Origin of the sequence: Exiguobacterium sp. s168 (assembly GCF_018619035.1) — a bacterium.
GTDB lineage: Bacteria > Bacillota > Bacilli > Exiguobacteriales > Exiguobacteriaceae > Exiguobacterium_A > Exiguobacterium_A acetylicum.
The window spans coordinates 42,774-59,192 of the sequence record NZ_JACSNE010000003.1; the positions used below are offsets into that span (position 1 = coordinate 42,774).

The window sequence follows — 16,419 nt, forward strand, 5'->3', positions numbered from 1 at the left end:
TTGCTGTCGGAATCGTTGCCGTTGCTGTTTTCTCAGCATCAAGCGTCGCAGCCTACATGGGTGTCAAAAACCAAGAAGATTAATAATCAAAAAACGGCTCATCTCGGAAATCGGGATGAGCCGTTTTTTGATTTAGTTATTTGCTGTCAAATCGGTTTTGAGTGCATAGGGTTTCAGCGCATCACTCCAGCGCAGGTAACCGCCACCGACGAGGTGGAGTCCGTCGTACGTCATCCGATTTTGTAGGTACCCCTGTTTATTCGTCAAGACAGGTCGCAGATCAACGAATGGTACTTCCACGGATTGAGCGAGGTTTTGTAAATTCCGATTCAATGCTTCGACGTCCCGGTTGATTCGGACGGAGTCCGAATATTTCGGTGCGACAGGAACGGTTGACTGAATGACGACGTCGATGTTATTTTTTCGAAGTGTCGTCACGATTGTCGTCATGTTCTCAGTGATTTGCGGAATCGGTGTATAGTGACGAATATCATTGATACCGCCCATCAAAAAAACGCGTTTTGGTTTCATCTCAATGATCAAGTCGAGGCGAGTCAAAAAGCCTTCTGTCGTATCACCAGGAATCCCGAAATTCACGATCGTCGGATCCTTCATCAAGATACGCCAATCGGCAAAATTCGTCATCGAGTCGCCTAACATGACAGCATTCGCAGATTTTGGGTATCGATAAGTATGGAATAGACTATTCAGACGGACATAGTTTGGATTCTTATCGTATTGGAAGGTCGTGACTGGAGTCGTACTCGTTGCAGGTAAGACGCTTTCGAATAGTTCGAGCGGTTTACGTCCCAGTAACAATGCAAGGAGAACGACGTTCAAGACGACAGATAGAATCAAGAGTGTCTTTTTCATAAACATTCGTTCCTTTCGAGGGAGTATAAGGGGTAGTGTAACATGAATCGGAATCCGTGGTTTGATAATATCAAAGGTTTTCTTGTCATTTTTGTCGTCATCGGTCACATGCTGACGGATTTACGGTTTGATTATGACGGAAAGTTGCTTGAGACGGTTTATCTGTTGATTTACTCGTTTCATATGCCATTATTCATTATTTTAAGCGGTTATTTCTTCCGCGAAAACAAGTATTTACGTGTCATCCAACTATTTGCCGTCTACTGCGTCTGGCAAATCTTAATTGGATCGTGGGCGACGATTGGGGAAGGATTGCCACTCTTTTCTGGTGAAAACATCGGTACGCATCTACTACGTCCCTACTGGGCGCTTTGGTATCTGTTCGTCATGGTCGTCTGGTACATCGTGACACCTTACGTTGTCCATTTACGCGGCTATGTCTGGTTCGGTCTTGCGTTCGCCTTGCTGTATGGATTCGAACTCGAAAATACGGGATTCTTGGCACTTCGGAAGCTGATCATGTTCTATCCCTATTTCTTACTCGGGAACTATCTATCGGAACACGAATTCATCCGCATCTTCGAGATGCCGAAGAACTTCAAGCGCCGGATGAACGTCCGCCTGATCGGTGGTGTGACGTTTGCTGCCGTCATGGGCTTCTTATTGTTCGAGGCATGGCGTGACACACCGCAAGAAATCGTCGATTTCGCGAATGCCTTCAAGCACCGTTTCCCGTACGCTGAACAGTATGACAGCGATACATGGATTGGTGTACTCAAGCATAGCGTCATCTATTTCTTGTCGATCGCGGCCTCGCTCGGTTTCATGATGTTGGTTCCGATGCGTCGCCTCCCGCTCATCACACGCGCTGGAGAACTCAGTCTCTACGTTTATCTACTCCATGTCTTTTTCGTCATGGCGTGGCGTCAGTACGTGACGGATGCATTCGTACCGCAACCGTGGCTCGCCTTACTGATCATGATTGGCGTCGCCTTGTTGATCGTTGGTATCATCATACACCCGCTCGTCGTCCGTGTCCTCCGTCCTTTGATTGAGATCGACATTCGTCCGATTGTCGAGAAACGGGAAGACCTTTCAAAATAAGGCGGAATGCATTACACTTTAAGATAGATGGATTACTAGACGAAGGGCGTGGAAGGTATGTCATATAATTTAAATAATGCGGACGGTGTCGTGAACGTCTCGCAACAAGTCATCGAGGTCATCGCAGGGGTAGCCGTTCAAGAAACGGAAGGCATCGCCTTTACAGCAGATGATTCGAAACTGCAGGAAAAACAGATGGTCAAACTCGTAAAAGTCGAAGATGTCGGCGGCGACATTACGGTCAGTCTGTCCGTCCATATCAAATACGGCATGTCAATCATCAAGACAGCTGGGAAGGTCCAAGAACGGATCGCACAAGACATGGAAAACATGCTCGCGTTCCAACCAAAAGCCATCAACGTCCGCGTCATCGGACTCTTAAAAGGATAAGCAAAACGTCTCGGCATCTTGTGTGCCGAGACGTTTTTTTAGGAAGAGGGAGGAAGATAACGGAGACCGAATGCCGGGACATCTGTTGCGGAGCAGGCGAAACGGAGACGAATCGCATGTTGGCTATGAGCAGGTAAAGACAGTCCAGGATGGGTGACGTCTGCGAGTGGCGTCTCGTCATCCATCAATTCAAACGTGAGTGCCTCGAGCGTCAGTGTCTGATCGCTCGCATTACGGACGAGGACAGTCGCCGTCACAGTACCCGGCTCGCGCATGATCGAGACCGGTAATAACGACCAGCCATCTGCTGGAGGTGTCGGATGCGAATAAGCGACTTGACGGATGATGCGTCGTTCCGGTTCCGTGAAGTCATCTTCGAGGAAAAGCTCCGTCAGCGTCTCGTTTGAGAAGACGAGTTGCAACGGCTCCGTCAACTGTTTGAGATCAACGAAACAGTCGTCTTCTTCGAACGTCAACCAAAGCGGGAGCGTCGCCATCGGAAGGATGACCGGGACTTCTTCAATACTGAGGACTTTGCGAGCAACGAGTTCGTCACCGGAGAGCGCAAGGACGACAAGATCATTCAGATGAAACGATCGGTTCAACGTGTTTTGGAATAAGGCAATGACGTGAAGCGGGCGACGCGATAAGACTTGAAACAGATGGATTGCCATCTGATTGACTTGTAACTCAGGTAGTTGTTTTGCGACGTGACGAAAGACGTATTCATCTTCCTTGACGATCGGCATGTCCTCCGTGAAATAGAGTGGGGGACGGAACGCTTCATTCGACGTGTGCATGGTGCAGTTCTCCTTCACTATCCTGTGTCTGTTCGGCGCGGCAGATGCCAGAAAGGACCTGCTTTTCAAAACTCGCAATGGCATATTCGAAGTAATCCATGCCTTCTCGTTCGAAGATGCGAACGGGTTGTTCTTGACCGTAACCTCGGAGGTGGATTCCTTCTTTTAAGGTGTTCATGGCTGTTAAGTGGCGCGTCCATTGCTCATCGAGTGCAAGGAGGATGAAGCGTTTGACGGTCTCTTTTTCAGCTTCGACATGGGCAACGAGCAAGGCTTCGGTGTCAGCAATCAGCGGTTCAAGTTGGCGTTTCATCTCGTCGATTGTTTCCAGTCGTTCTAACGTGACCGGTTGATGCAACAGTTGCTCGAGTTCCGTCGTGACGAGAGCCAGTGGCCATTCTTCCGGGACGAGATCGTCAGAAAGTGTTTGGTCGATGATCGACGGCAGAACACGTCCGGCAAACGGTTGGACGATGTCTTCAAGTGACATCGCATCAACGATTTTGTTGCGGAGATGATAGATTGCTTGCCGTTGTTCACTGATGACTTCTTCGAGCTGGACGAGTTCATCCCGAACACTCCGATTAACGGATTCACACGTCGACTGAGCAAACTGCAATAGATCCCTAACGTCACGTGAAGCAAGTGGACCGGAAGCATCCCGTACTTTTTGTTGCATGCGTGCGAGACGGTCACGTGCGAAACGACGTGGCAGTTCATCTTCGAGTGAGAGATAAAATTGCGTTAATCCGGGATCGCCTTGACGACCTGCCCGACCACGAAGTTGATTATCGATCCGAATCGATTCATGACGTTCGGTTCCGATGACGAACAAACCGCCTTGTTGTTGCGCCGTTTCGTCGAGTAAGATATCCGTTCCGCGTCCGGCCATGTTCGTTGCAATCGTGATCCGACCGGCTTGTCCAGCGGACGCGATGATCCGGACTTCCTGATCGACGGTTTTTGCGTTCAGGATCTCGTAAGTGAGTTCGTGTGCATCGAGTGTCTTCGCGACGCGCAAGGACTGTTCAATCGACGAAGTACCGATCAGAACGGGGCGTCCCGTAACGTGTGCCGACTTTGTCGCAAGCGCGATCGCTTCTAATTTTTCGTCACGTGTCGCAAAGATGACGTCTTCCGCATCGATTCGGATTTTCGGACGGTTCGATGGAATCGTCACGACATCCATGCCGTACGTCTTTTGAAACTCCTCCCGTGACGTTGCCGCTGTACCCGTCATTCCTGCTACCTGATGATAGAGGCGGAAGTAGTGCTGAATCGTGATTTGTGCTGTCGTCCGGTTCTCTTCCGTGACCGGGACACCTTCTTTTGCCTCAAGTGCCTGATGTAATCCGTCAGATAGACTGCGTCCTTCCATCAGACGACCAGTAAAGAGATCGACGAGTGCGATTTTTTGATCCTTAACGATATAGTCGACATCTCGTTTGAGGACGACATGAGCACGTAAAGCTTGAATGACGTAATGGAAGAGGACGGAGTGCTCAGCTGCAAACAGATGATCAATCGCAAACGCCTCCTCGATCGTCTCAATTCCATGGTCGGTCAAGGCGACCGCTTTAATCTCTTCGTCGAACGTATAATCCCGCTCGTCTTCGAACGTCTGGACGACATGACGGACGAGTTGCTGTAATCCTTCATGGACACTGTCTCGTTCCGCCATGATGAGTGGCGTTTTCGCTTCATCGATTAAAATGCTATCGACTTCGTCGATCAAGGCGAAATGAAGCGGACGTTGCAGGCGTTCCGTCGGCTCCATGATCAGATGATCGCGCAGGTAATCGAATCCAAATTCAGTCCCGACACCGTATGTAATGTCTGCTGCGTAGGCGATCCGTTTTTCCTCAAACGTAGCTTCAGCGGAATTGATTCCGACCTGCAACCCTAAAAATCGGTGAATCTGACCGATTTGCTCCGCATCGCGTTGTGCCAGATACTCATTGACGGTAATGACGTGGACACCTTTTCCGTGAAGCGCCTGAGTGAAGCTCGCGAGTGAAGCAACGAGCGTCTTTCCTTCACCGGTCGCCATCTCGGCGATTTGTCCTTCAAGTAACGCCAGACCGCCCATGAGCTGCACATCGTAATGCCGTAAGCCGAGCGTTCGTTTACTCGCTTCTCGGACAAGGGCGAATGCCATTGGTGTGATCGCATCGATTCGTTCCCCAGTTTGTAGCCGCTCACGTAATGAGGCGGTCAATTCACGTAACGCTTGATCGGATGTTTGTTCCATTTCTCGTTCTAGGCTATTGATCGTCGTTACGATTTTTTCATAACGATGAATTCTTCGACTTTGATCATTCAACAACTGTTTGACACGTTGAAACATCTTCGTCACTCCCTCATATGCTATGAGATTCATTATAGCAGTTAAAAAATGTAAAACGAATAGTAAAGAACGAAATAAGTAAAACATTCCCTTAAAATTGAAAGCGTTATCAAAATTAACGTGTTTCGTGCTTAAAAATAGAAAATCAGAAATATTTGATAACGCTTGCAAAGATTCGGAAGAACCAGTAAAATTATTCATAAGGCAAGTGCAATCGTTTGCGCAAAGTCATTCGATTTCTTGCCTTTCATGGACGATGGAAGAAAGGATGGATGTCGGATGGCACCAACGATCGAAGCGGTCATTTTTGATTTAGACGGCGTAATTACCGATACAGCAGAGTATCATTACTTAGCGTGGAAACAATTAGGAGAGGATTTGGATATCCCGTTCGACCGGGAATTCAATGAGACATTAAAAGGTGTCAGCCGGATGGATTCACTCGAGCGTATCCTTGCGCTTGGTGGAAAACAGAACGCTTTTTCTGCAGAGGAGAAGCTAGCACTCGCTGCGAAGAAAAACGAACACTACGTCACATTGATCCAACATATTTCTGAACAGGATCTTCTTCCTGGAATCACTGCATTCCTCGATGAAATCCGAAACGCTGGGCTGAAGATCGGAATGGCGTCCGCCTCTAAAAATGCGCTGATGGTCGTCGAGGCACTAAAGGTCCGACACTATTTCGATGACATCGTAGACGCTGCGACCGTTGCACAATCGAAACCACACCCTGAAGTGTTTCTCCGTGCTGCAGAAGCACTCGACGTCGAACCGAGCCGTTGCATCGGTGTAGAAGATGCGACAGCTGGCATCACTGCCATCCACGCTGCCGGCATGTATGCCGTCGGAGTTGGACCGGAGTCGGCGCTCCATGAGGCAGACTATCGTGTCGATTCGACAGATTTGCTATCCCTTGAGCAAATCCTCGCTAGTCGCTCCCTTGTCTGAACCATTCCCTGATGGTGAAGGACATTCCTTGAAAGTTATGTGTATGCAAAAAGGATCGCTTCCCTGAGCGATCCTTTTTGATATGGCGTTGACTTAAAGTGAAGCGAGGATACCGTCCGCGATTGCTTGCGCGTAGCGTGATTGATATGTTGCGTTCGTCAGTTTCGCACGATCAGCGCTATTCGAGAGGAACCCGAGTTCCGCTAGAATCGATGGCGCTTGTGTACCGCGAATGACAGCGTAGTTCGCGTAGTGAACGCTTCGGTCGCGCATGCCAGCGTAGGAGACGAGACGTTGCTGGACGTTACGAGCGAGGTTGATTGAAGAGGCTCCTTTATAGTAGAAGGTCTCTGCACCATATGCTTGCGTACTCGTAGAAGCATTGATATGGACACTGACGAAAGCAGTCGTTGCATGACTGTTCGCAAGGGCACTCCGTTCTCCGAGTGACGGTTTATAGTCGTTCGTGTAGCGCGACATCGTCACATCGACTTTTCCAGCAAGACGCTCGGCGACTTGTTTTGTGACTGCAAGGACGATGTCACGTTCAGCAACGCCGTACCGAACTGCACCTGCGTCGTGTCCACCGTGACCCGGGTCAAGAACGAGAAGTGGACGATTCGATGATGCTGGTTGGAACAACGTCAGATACGTCGCATCGACATAACCGCTTTGACCACTTGCCGTCCGGACGGCGACGAATCCTTTCGTTTGATGACGTGGATTCGTGACCATGACAGGAGTACCGCGTCCAAGACGAGCGATTTGACCACTGAGCGTCGACGCACTCGCACGAAGCGCGACACTATTGCCTGAGGGGATCAACACATACATCTTCGAACCACTATAATCAACGTTTCCAGTCGTCGAGGCAGGGACAGAAGATCCTTTCTTCAGGTACGTACCCATGACATAACCCGTTTTCCCTTGGTATTGCACTGTGTGCCAGTTTGCTTTAACGGCGAGGGAATCGACAGCCGTCCCGCTTGGAATCGTCGTCAGGACTTTTCCGGATGTCGAAGGAGACGAACGGAAATTCAAGCGATCCGTCGTCGTATAGACAGTCGTTTTGGCTGGTGTGGTCATTTTCTTTAAATAAGAACCAGAAACATAACCCGTCTTATTGGCATAGGTCACTTTGTACCAATTCCCGCTTTTGAAACTTGATTGGACGCTTGCCCCTTTAGGAATCGTCAGTAATCGAGTAGAAGATGTTGTTGCCGCACTGCGTAAGGACAGGGCATCCGTCGTCTGATAGGACGTCTTCGTGAAAGAAGTACCGCTCTCGATTTTTTTCAGATAAGATCCGGTCACATATCCCGTCTTTCCTTTATATGACAACTTATACCAAGAGCCTTTTCGATAGCTCGACGTGACTTTCGTCGTTTTCGGGATCGTCAGCAATTTTTTAGAAGACGTCGAGTTCGAACTGCGTAGATTCAAGGCATCCGTCGTCTGATACGAGGTTTTCGTAAAGGTTGTTCCAGAAGCAGCCGATACAGTAGAAGTAGAAGCGAAGCAACCAGATACCAACGAAAGTACTAGAGCGGTCCGAAGTGTTTTAGGTAATTTGCCCATTAAATTTCCAGTCTCCTTTTCGGTAAAATAATAAAGATATATATTGGATTAGTAGAACTTAAGTATTATTAAAATAGTTAAATGTAGAAATTATATGTTCCGTTTTCACTCCTTTCTGTTAATATGAGGTGTAGCCAATTTATCGGTAAGGATATGAAAATATTACAGGATAATTAAATAATTAAAGAAATTATATATTATCAAGGCAAATTATAGTTTAAAATATTTCAAAATACATACAACTGAAACACAATTGAAACATTAATGTATAAAAAAGGAAAGAGGGGCAAGGAATGGGTAACAGTGAACACATCTACCGCGAACTAATGGAAATCGAAGAGGAATACCGTCGCTTACAGCGACGTGCCGAGTATTTAATCTCGGAATTAAGCCGTGGAACGGGGGAACATTCGCAAGAAGTCGCCGTCACGCATGAACGTCCGTTAAAACAACGTCGTGTCAACCAGCGGTATCCACTAGAAGTCTACGTGCACCAAATCAGCGATTTGATGCGCGAGCGTGAATCGATGACAGCACGTGACATCCAAATGGAGCTTGAATTGCGTTACCGTCACCAAATTAGTAACATCTACCAATTGATGGCGAAAGTCGAACAGGCAAACCCTGCCATTAAAAAAGTCGGGCGCGGTATCTATACATATGATCCAGCTGCTGAAGTACCGATCTTCATGTAAGAGCCGCTCGTCGGCTCTTTTTTTTTATGATATAATTCGCGCAGGAGCGTGATGTTACTATGTTATGGACTGCGTCCATCGTCTGTTTTATCGCCGCCTTACTGATCACACCCGTCGTGAAACGCTTTGCGATTGCAGTCGGTGCCGTTGACAGTCCGGACGCGCGAAAAGTACACGTCCGAATCATGCCGCGACTTGGCGGATTAGCGATCTATATCGCTTTTATGATCGGTTATTTTATCTTACAACCTTCGAGTCCGTACGCGACGCATATTTTAGTCGGTGGGTTCGTTATTATTTTGACCGGTGCACTGGATGATCGATTCCAACTCAATGCCCGTTTGAAGCTGATGGGGCAAATCGTTGCTGCCGTCATCGTCCTAAACGGTGGGATTCGGATCGAGTTCATCAATCTACCGTTCGATCAGCAGTTATATCTTGGATGGTGGAGTGTTCCGCTGACGTTCCTTTGGGTCATCGGAATCACGAATGCCGTCAATTTGATTGATGGATTAGACGGGTTAGCAGCGGGTGTCTCGAGCATCGTCTTGTTGACATTGATCAGTCTTGCCGTCATTCAAGGAAACGTCTACGTGACGATCGTCGCGATTCTCTTATTGATGAGTACGTTCGGTTTTCTGTTTCATAACTTCTACCCAGCGAAAATCTTCATGGGTGATACCGGTGCCTTGTTCCTCGGCTATATGCTTGGTGTGTTATCACTTCTTGGATTCAAGAACGTGACACTGTTCTCGCTTGCCGTTCCAGTTATTTTGCTTGGGATCCCGATTTCCGACACGTTGTTTGCGATTGTTCGACGGGTATTGCAAGGAAAACCACCATTTGCGCCGGATAAGGCCCATCTGCATCACCGGTTGCTTGATCTCGGCTTTACGATGCGCCAAGCCGTGCTCGTCATCTACGGACTCTGTGCCATCTTCGGGATGACGGCGATTCTGTTCTCGCAGACGAATTCGATTGGTGCTCTCGTCTCACTCGTCATGCTGTTGCTCGTTCTTGACATTCTTGTCGAGTCACTCGGTTTGCTTGGTGAACGCTATCGACCATTGTTGAATTTGTTGGAACGTTTTACACCGAAATAACGTATATCAAAAAAGACCGCTCATCCGTGTGAGCGGTCTTTTTTCAGAAAGGGAGTGTTGGAATGAATCAATCATTGAATCAACGCATCGTCTATTTGGATGTGTTACGTGGTTTTGCACTATGCGGGATTTTATTCGTCAACATGCCGAGTTTTCTCGGTGATCGACCGAATGCGATGATGGGGGAGATGGATCAATCGATTCGTCTCATTTTCGATCTCTTCATCCAGACGAAATTCTATACCCTGTTTAGTGTTCTATTTGGAGCCGGTTTTTACCTGTTCATCAACCGGTTACGACAACGTGGTCTACCGATGACGATCTTCGCAAGGCGGCTCGGAATTCTGCTCATCATTGGTCTTTTGCACCTGCTTGTCTGGCAGGGCGATATCTTACATACGTATGCGTTGACGGGCTTCATTTTGTTATTGTTCGCTAAAACAAAGCCAATCACGAAGCTCTTGTTTGCGATAGCATTTCAAATCTATGCCATTTTGCTCTATCTACTTATTTTCTTTGGGGCTCGTCAACTCGGCGACGCTCCCGTCGTCGAGCTGGATAAGACACTTCAGTCGTTCGTCGCATCGCGCGATCTCCTCGGATTTTTAGCGCATCATGCGACAGTTCAATTGCCGGAAGCCCTCATGAATTCCGGTGTCATTTGGCCAGAAATTCTATCACTGTTCTTGATCGGAGCCTATTTGATGGAACGCTTCAGTGCAACGCCCCCGACGAATCGTTTCCTGTGGTGGACGCTTGGCATTAGCTTATTACTGACACTTCCATCATTCGCTGGAATCATACAAGCGCATGCTGACGTACCGGACGGATCAATCAATCTATTTTACGTTTGGCTCTCAGGGCGCACGCTTGCGATCACCTATGCTTGTGCCGTAGCGTTACTCGTTCGTGCTGGACGTATGCAATGGTTTGCTGGACTGGGGCGGATGGCATTGACGAATTATTTGATGCATACACTCGTCTTTACCGTATTTGTCTTCTTCAGTGGACAACATGGAACGATACCGTTATGGCAAGGACTGTTACTCGTTTTCCTGCTTTTGATCTCACAAGGGGTTACATCAAACAGATATCTCCAGTCTCATCCACAAGGTCCCATGGAGAAATTGTGGCGAAAAGGGACTTATGGTAAGAAAAACCGTTGAAGTTCACAGGAACTTAACATTTTTTGTTTAGAATGAAGGATGGAGGTGAAGCATGAATCGTCTAATCGAAATCTTTCTTGTATCGTTCAAGCTCGGACTAACGTCGTTCGGAGGTCCGGTCGCCCATCTTGGGTATTTTTATGAAGAATATGTCAAACGGAAAAAATGGATTGATGAGAAAGCGTATGCTGACTTAGTTGCGCTCTGTCAATTCCTCCCGGGTCCCGCTTCGAGTCAGGTCGGAATGGGAATTGGTTTGATCCGTGGAGGAGTAGCAGGGGCAATTATTTCCTTCGTCGGCTTCACGTTACCGTCGAGTATCGCTTTGATTCTATTCGCGATTCTTGCGACACAATTTGATGTCGCGGAAGCCGGATTCATTCATGGCTTGAAACTTGTCGCTGTCGCGATCGTTGCTGACGCCGTCCTTGGCATGGGAATGAAACTTGCGACAGGCGTCAAACGGATGACGTTGATGCTACTAGCGCTAGCAGGGGTACTGTTGATCGCACATCCACTGGCGCAAGTCGGTGTCTTGTTGTTCGCAGGTCTTTTTGCGTTCTTCTGGTTCAAAGAAGAGACGGAGACGGGTGGATCCCTGTCAATTCGCGTACCACGCCTACTTAGTATCACGGCACTCGTCTTATTCTTCGTCTTACTCGCCGTCACACCATTTCTCGCGCAATCTGCGACGGGAACCGTCCAGCTGACGAGTATCATGTACAGTGCAGGTGCCCTCGTCTTTGGTGGTGGACATGTCGTCTTGCCATTCCTTGAGCAAACACTTGTACCTGGATTGATGAACACGGATACGTTCCTTGCCGGTTATGCCGCAGCACAAGCGGTACCGGGTCCACTCTTCACGTTTGCGACGTATCTCGGTACGGTCGTCTCTGGTATTTCTGGAGGGATTCTTGCGACGCTTGCCATCTTCCTACCAGGATTCCTACTCGTCATCGGTGTTTTACCGTACTGGGATCGTATTCGAAAGAATCAATCGGTCGGACGAATATTGATTGGTGTCAATGCCGCTGTCGTCGGTATCCTACTTGCTGCTCTCTACGATCCGATCTTTACATCAAGCATCAAGAGTGGTCTTGATTTCTTGATTGCATTCGGTTTGTTCTGTTTACTTCGTTTTTATAAACAGTCGCCGTTACGAATCGTGTTAATCGGAGCCGCTCTCGGATTCCTTTTCTTCTAAACGACACAAAGAAGCAGTAGACCCGGTGTCTACTGCTTCTTTGTTGTTCCTAAACGTCAGGTTCGCATCAAAAAGACAAGTTCGATTCCACTACGCCACTCGCGCCGGACTTCTGAAAAGCCGAAACGATTGTAAAGCGAAAGCGCTGGCAGATTACGTGCACCGGTCATGACGTGTTTGGCGAGACTGTGTTCGAACACGTGTCGTAGCAAAGATTGTGCGATTCCTTGACGGAAGTATGACGGATCCACGACGAGTCGCGTGATCGTTCCATCAGCAATCGTGACAGCACCAACAATGTCGTCATCAATGACGTAAACGAAACCGATTGGCTCTTCAACGTCGATCTCATCGATCGTTTCGCGTAATGGCGGGAAATCAGTCGCATTGAGTAATGCGGCTTCTATCTGATAAGCGCGACGTTGTACTTCCAGTAGTGACACATGATCAGTTGCTTGGAGTGAACGAATCATCTACAGCCTCCGACGTGATGCTGTCTGTCGTCTCATCGATTGGCAAATTAAGTTGTTCCTTCAATGTCGTCTTCGCGTCAGCCAGTGATGTTGGATCGAGCTGGTAATAATAAGCGCCATTGATTTTCGCATCGGTACCTTTTAAATCAATCCGGTTGATGGAACCGATTTTTTTGATGAACGGTTGCAGTTGGAACGCTTCCGTCAACGACATGTTCGTCCGGAAGTTGTCCCCGGTCGCATCCATCAGCGTATTTAGTTTGGTGATTGAACCGAACGATGTCGACTGATCAACGATGGCTTCGACAATCTGTTGTTGACGTTTTGTCCGTCCGATATCTCCTTCAGGATCTTGATAACGCATTCGAGCATAAGCGAGTGCTTCTTCGCCGTTCAACGTTTGTTGTCCCGGTTCCAATTTAACGCCATTGCGCTTATCGGACGAGTCGAGTGTATCGATCGGTAACTTGACGTCGACATCGATGCCGCCTAATGCGTCGACGATCGCGACGACACCATTGAAGTTGATCGATGCATAATAATCGATTGGGATATCGAGCAATGTCTCGACCGTTTCAATCGTTGAATCGATGCCACCAAAGGCATAAGAGTGATTGATTTTATCCTCGTAACCGACAGAAGGAATCTCGACGAGTGAATCGCGGGGAATGCTGACCATATCCACAGTTTGATCGTCCTTGTTGAATGTCGCGACGATCATCGTATCAGCACGCGATGAGGTGTCACCAGGTCGTTCATCCGTTCCGACGAGCAGAACGGAAAAGTGATCTTTCGTCAAATCAATGGCTGCTTCTCGTTTCTCGGACTTGTCACCGCGCGCTAAATCAACGTTTGAGTCGTTTGCGGTCTGGAACGTTTTATATGCAACGTAAGCGAAGGTTGCACCTCCACCCACAAGCACGACAAGAAAACTGATCACGAACACTTTAAACCACGAACGTTTTTTCTTTATCTTTTTTTTATTACTTCGGGTTCGCTCTTCCACTTTTATTAACTCCTAACATTAACTGAATTTTAAAAAAACTTTAAATTTCTTTACAATCAGTATAGCAGGTCAGGAAATAATGTCACGTTCGAGGTAGCGGGTAGAGCCGCTTGACAAATCAGCTTGACCGTTCGTCATATTCGTCATCCAATCGAGAAAATCAGGGACATCGGCTGTCTTGACGAGGACGTCGATCTGGACTTGATCGAGGTAATGAATCTGATCAATCGGATGAACACTCGCCCGTAATTCGTTCTCGAGCTTTCCAAGCCATGTGTAGTCGACGTTGACAGAAACGACGGTATGCTCGATTCGTTCGACGACACCGACTGCGTTCAATGCTTCAGAGACACTCGAACCATATGCTCGAATCAGTCCACCACCGCCTAACTTGATGCCGCCGAAATACCGTGTCACGACGACGACCGTATCGCGTAAGTCACGCTTCTTCAATACTTCAAGCATCGGAACACCGGCCGTTCCGCTCGGTTCACCGTCATCATTCGCTTTTTGGATCTCATTACGCTCACCGATGACGTAGGCGGAGCAGTTATGGTTCGCATCGTGATGTTTTTTTTTCAGATCGGAAATGAACGCCTGGGCTTGTTCTTCCGTCGTTGCGCGAGCTAAATAAGTGATGAATCGAGACTTTTGGATAATGATTTCGTGGAAACCGTTTTCTTTTACTGTATAATAATTAGATAATGTCATAATCAAAAATGTCCTCCTCGTTAACTAGTTCTTTCTAGCATAACGACGTTCCAAGAGAGAGACAACCGTAGACGACTGGCAAGGAATGGAGGGAATACCATGACGAATGAGATGAGGGAGCGGCTATCCTTGAATGATATCGTACAGAACATCATCGGCGTCGTAGAAGAGAGTCGGGAAGAAATCGTCCGGATCACGGAAAGTTCTCGCGAACAATATGCCGAAATCCAGCAAGAACTGCGCGACCTGAAAATTCGGGTGCACGACTATATAAAAGAAGCAGAACGACTCGAACGCCATATCAAGGATGCAAAGGCGCGACTCGTCGTCGTCAGTAAGAACTTCGACAGCTACTCGGAACAGGATGTCCGGTCGGCCTACGAGACAGCAAACGCGTTGCAACTCGAATCGTTCATCAATCAACGAGATGAGATGAATTGCCGAAAGCGCCGCGATGAGCTCGAACGCCGACTGATTCAGCTCGATGAGACGATTGAACGGGCAGATCAATTGATTGGACGTGTCTCGGTCGTCCTCAACTTCTTGACGGACGATATGCAGATGATGAATGAAAAATATGAAAAGGCGATGCAAAAACAGGAGATGGGTCTAAAAGTCTTCCAGTCCGCCGAAAATGAACGCCGCCGCTTGTCGCGCGACATGCACGATGGTCCGGCGCAGACGCTTGCCCACGTTTTGATCCGGGCTGATTTGATTGAAAAGATTCACCAGCATAATGGGGCAGAGGCAGCTTTTGAAGAGATTCACCGTTTACGGACGTTGATTCGGGATGGACTTGCCGATATCCGCCGTATCATATACGATTTACGTCCGATGACGCTTGACGATCTCGGATTCGTTCCGACGCTCGAACGCTATCTTCGCCATATTCAAGAAATTTCGAATATTCCGGTTCACTTCAATTATCTAGGAGGCGGTGAACGGATCGATTCGACGTATGAAGTTGCTGTCTTCCGAATCGTCCAAGAAGCCGTCCAAAATGCAGTAAAGCATTCCAAAGCGAGTGACATTCGTATTATCATAGAACAATATCAACATTCCGTACGAATCCACGTGAAGGATAATGGCGTTGGATTTGATTTCGATTCCATCGTCGCATCATGCGACGAGTCATTCGGACTCGTTGGTATGCGTGAACGGATCGAATTGATCGATGGTGAATTCGATATCGAGACGCATCCCGGAAAAGGTACGGTCATCAAGGTCAAGATTCCAATCGAGGAATCCGAAGGGAGAGGGGAAACACTGTGAACAACGAGCAAGTGAAAGTAGTCATCGTCGACGATCATCAGTTATTCCGCGAAGGCGTTAAACGAATTCTTGATTTCGAAGAAGAATTCGTTGTCGTAGCGGAAGGGGAAAGCGGAGCAGAAGTCATCTCGCTCGTCGAAACCCATCAACCGGATATCGTCTTAATGGATATCAACATGCCGCAAGTCAACGGTGTTGAAGCAACAAAACGTCTGATGGAAGTCTATCCGGACGTACGTGTCATTATCTTATCGATTCATGATGATGAGACGTATGTCATGCACGCCCTAGGTGCCGGTGCAGTCGGTTACCTCTTAAAGGAAATGGCAACGGACGAACTCGTCAATGCGATTCGTTCCGTGTACCGCGAAGGTGGATATGTCCACCCGAAAGTCACACCGAACTTATTGCAGGAATACCGTCGTTTGATGAAGATGAAACAAACGATGGCGTCACAACCTGTTGAAAAACGAGTCGCGGAAGCACCACTCCACGTCTTGACGCGTCGCGAATGTGAAGTCTTGCAATTGTTAGCGGACGGTTTCTCGAACCGTGCGATCAGTGATACGTTATACATCAGTGAAAAGACGGTCAAGAACCACGTTTCATCGATCCTCCGGAAGATGAATGTGCCGGACCGGACCGGTGCTGTCGTCGAATCCATCCGTCGTGGATGGGTCGTCGTTTAATATCTCGAAAGACAGGAGCGCTCGCTTCCGTCTTTCTTTTTTTATCCAGTAAAAAAT

General features: G+C 48.0%; 16 protein-coding genes. 9 read left to right on the plus strand and 7 right to left on the minus strand.

Going from position 1 to position 16,419, the window contains the following annotated elements:
• Positions 1 to 132: 132 nt before the first annotated feature.
• Complete coding sequence (locus tag KNQ15_RS02905) at positions 133 to 873, minus strand: SGNH/GDSL hydrolase family protein (protein ID WP_214727688.1); 741 nt, start codon at positions 871 to 873, stop codon at positions 133 to 135.
• A gap of 42 nt (positions 874 to 915) precedes the next feature.
• Between KNQ15_RS02905 and KNQ15_RS02910 the strand changes: the two genes are divergently transcribed.
• Both KNQ15_RS02910 and KNQ15_RS02915 read left to right on the plus strand, forming a co-directional pair.
• The gene (locus tag KNQ15_RS02910) at positions 916 to 1,977 is read left to right on the plus strand and encodes an acyltransferase family protein (protein WP_214727690.1); all 1,062 of its coding nucleotides are present in this window, start codon (positions 916 to 918) and stop codon (positions 1,975 to 1,977) included.
• Between the two features lie 57 nt (positions 1,978 to 2,034).
• Complete coding sequence (locus KNQ15_RS02915) at positions 2,035 to 2,367, plus strand: Asp23/Gls24 family envelope stress response protein (protein ID WP_029342549.1); 333 nt, start codon at positions 2,035 to 2,037, stop codon at positions 2,365 to 2,367.
• 38 nt (positions 2,368 to 2,405) lie between these two features.
• Here the strand turns inward: KNQ15_RS02915 and KNQ15_RS02920 are convergent, their stop codons facing one another.
• Positions 2,406 to 3,167 carry an SLAP domain-containing protein gene (locus KNQ15_RS02920; protein WP_214727692.1) on the minus strand — a complete coding sequence of 254 codons (762 nt, stop codon included), beginning with the start codon at positions 3,165 to 3,167 and terminating at the stop codon, positions 2,406 to 2,408.
• Entirely contained in the window at positions 3,151 to 5,514 is a 2,364-nt protein-coding gene (gene secA2, locus KNQ15_RS02925; protein WP_214727694.1) for an accessory Sec system translocase SecA2, read from the minus strand. The genes KNQ15_RS02920 and secA2 overlap by 17 nt, the downstream gene beginning before the upstream one ends.
• Positions 5,515 to 5,793: 279 nt before the next feature.
• Between secA2 and pgmB the strand changes: the two genes are divergently transcribed.
• Positions 5,794 to 6,465 carry a beta-phosphoglucomutase gene (gene pgmB / locus KNQ15_RS02930; RefSeq protein ID WP_214727696.1) on the plus strand — a complete coding sequence of 224 codons (672 nt, stop codon included), beginning with the start codon at positions 5,794 to 5,796 and terminating at the stop codon, positions 6,463 to 6,465.
• Positions 6,466 to 6,558: 93 nt separating this feature from the next.
• Here the strand turns inward: pgmB and KNQ15_RS02935 are convergent, their stop codons facing one another.
• Positions 6,559 to 8,043 (minus strand): N-acetylmuramoyl-L-alanine amidase family protein, encoded by a 1,485-nt coding sequence (locus tag KNQ15_RS02935; RefSeq protein WP_214727698.1) that lies wholly within the window; start codon positions 8,041 to 8,043, stop codon positions 6,559 to 6,561.
• A gap of 293 nt (positions 8,044 to 8,336) precedes the next feature.
• Between KNQ15_RS02935 and KNQ15_RS02940 the strand changes: the two genes are divergently transcribed.
• The 4 genes from KNQ15_RS02940 to chrA all read left to right on the plus strand — a co-directional run bounded on the left by KNQ15_RS02940 (position 8,337) and on the right by chrA (position 12,211).
• Positions 8,337 to 8,738 carry a Rok-like winged helix domain-containing protein gene (locus KNQ15_RS02940; protein ID WP_029342544.1) on the plus strand — a complete coding sequence of 134 codons (402 nt, stop codon included), beginning with the start codon at positions 8,337 to 8,339 and terminating at the stop codon, positions 8,736 to 8,738.
• A gap of 59 nt (positions 8,739 to 8,797) precedes the next feature.
• Positions 8,798 to 9,841, plus strand: coding sequence for a glycosyltransferase family 4 protein (locus KNQ15_RS02945; RefSeq protein WP_214727700.1), 1,044 nt, complete (start codon positions 8,798 to 8,800; stop codon positions 9,839 to 9,841).
• Between the two features lie 62 nt (positions 9,842 to 9,903).
• Positions 9,904 to 11,007 (plus strand): DUF418 domain-containing protein, encoded by a 1,104-nt coding sequence (locus tag KNQ15_RS02950; protein WP_069940944.1) that lies wholly within the window; start codon positions 9,904 to 9,906, stop codon positions 11,005 to 11,007.
• 52 nt (positions 11,008 to 11,059) lie between these two features.
• Positions 11,060 to 12,211: a chromate efflux transporter gene (gene chrA / locus KNQ15_RS02955; protein WP_029342541.1), complete on the plus strand. Its 1,152-nt coding sequence runs from the start codon at positions 11,060 to 11,062 to the stop codon at positions 12,209 to 12,211.
• Positions 12,212 to 12,267: 56 nt separating this feature from the next.
• Here chrA and KNQ15_RS02960 read toward each other — a convergent pair whose 3' ends face one another.
• The 3 genes from KNQ15_RS02960 to KNQ15_RS02970 form a co-directional block, all read right to left on the minus strand.
• A complete protein-coding gene (locus KNQ15_RS02960) occupies positions 12,268 to 12,684 on the minus strand; it encodes a GNAT family N-acetyltransferase (protein WP_069940943.1) in 417 nt (138 codons plus the stop codon).
• Positions 12,659 to 13,690: an LCP family protein gene (locus KNQ15_RS02965; RefSeq protein WP_029342539.1), complete on the minus strand. Its 1,032-nt coding sequence runs from the start codon at positions 13,688 to 13,690 to the stop codon at positions 12,659 to 12,661. The genes KNQ15_RS02960 and KNQ15_RS02965 overlap by 26 nt, the downstream gene beginning before the upstream one ends.
• Positions 13,691 to 13,759: 69 nt before the next feature.
• Positions 13,760 to 14,401, minus strand: a complete 642-nt coding sequence (locus tag KNQ15_RS02970; protein ID WP_214727701.1) for a YigZ family protein — start codon at positions 14,399 to 14,401, stop codon at positions 13,760 to 13,762.
• A 99-nt stretch (positions 14,402 to 14,500) separates the two neighbouring features.
• Between KNQ15_RS02970 and KNQ15_RS02975 the strand changes: the two genes are divergently transcribed.
• Positions 14,501 to 15,673, plus strand: coding sequence for a sensor histidine kinase (locus KNQ15_RS02975; RefSeq protein ID WP_069940941.1), 1,173 nt, complete (start codon positions 14,501 to 14,503; stop codon positions 15,671 to 15,673).
• Positions 15,670 to 16,362, plus strand: coding sequence for a response regulator (locus tag KNQ15_RS02980; RefSeq protein ID WP_029342537.1), 693 nt, complete (start codon positions 15,670 to 15,672; stop codon positions 16,360 to 16,362). The genes KNQ15_RS02975 and KNQ15_RS02980 overlap by 4 nt, the downstream gene beginning before the upstream one ends.
• Positions 16,363 to 16,419 lie beyond the last annotated feature (57 nt).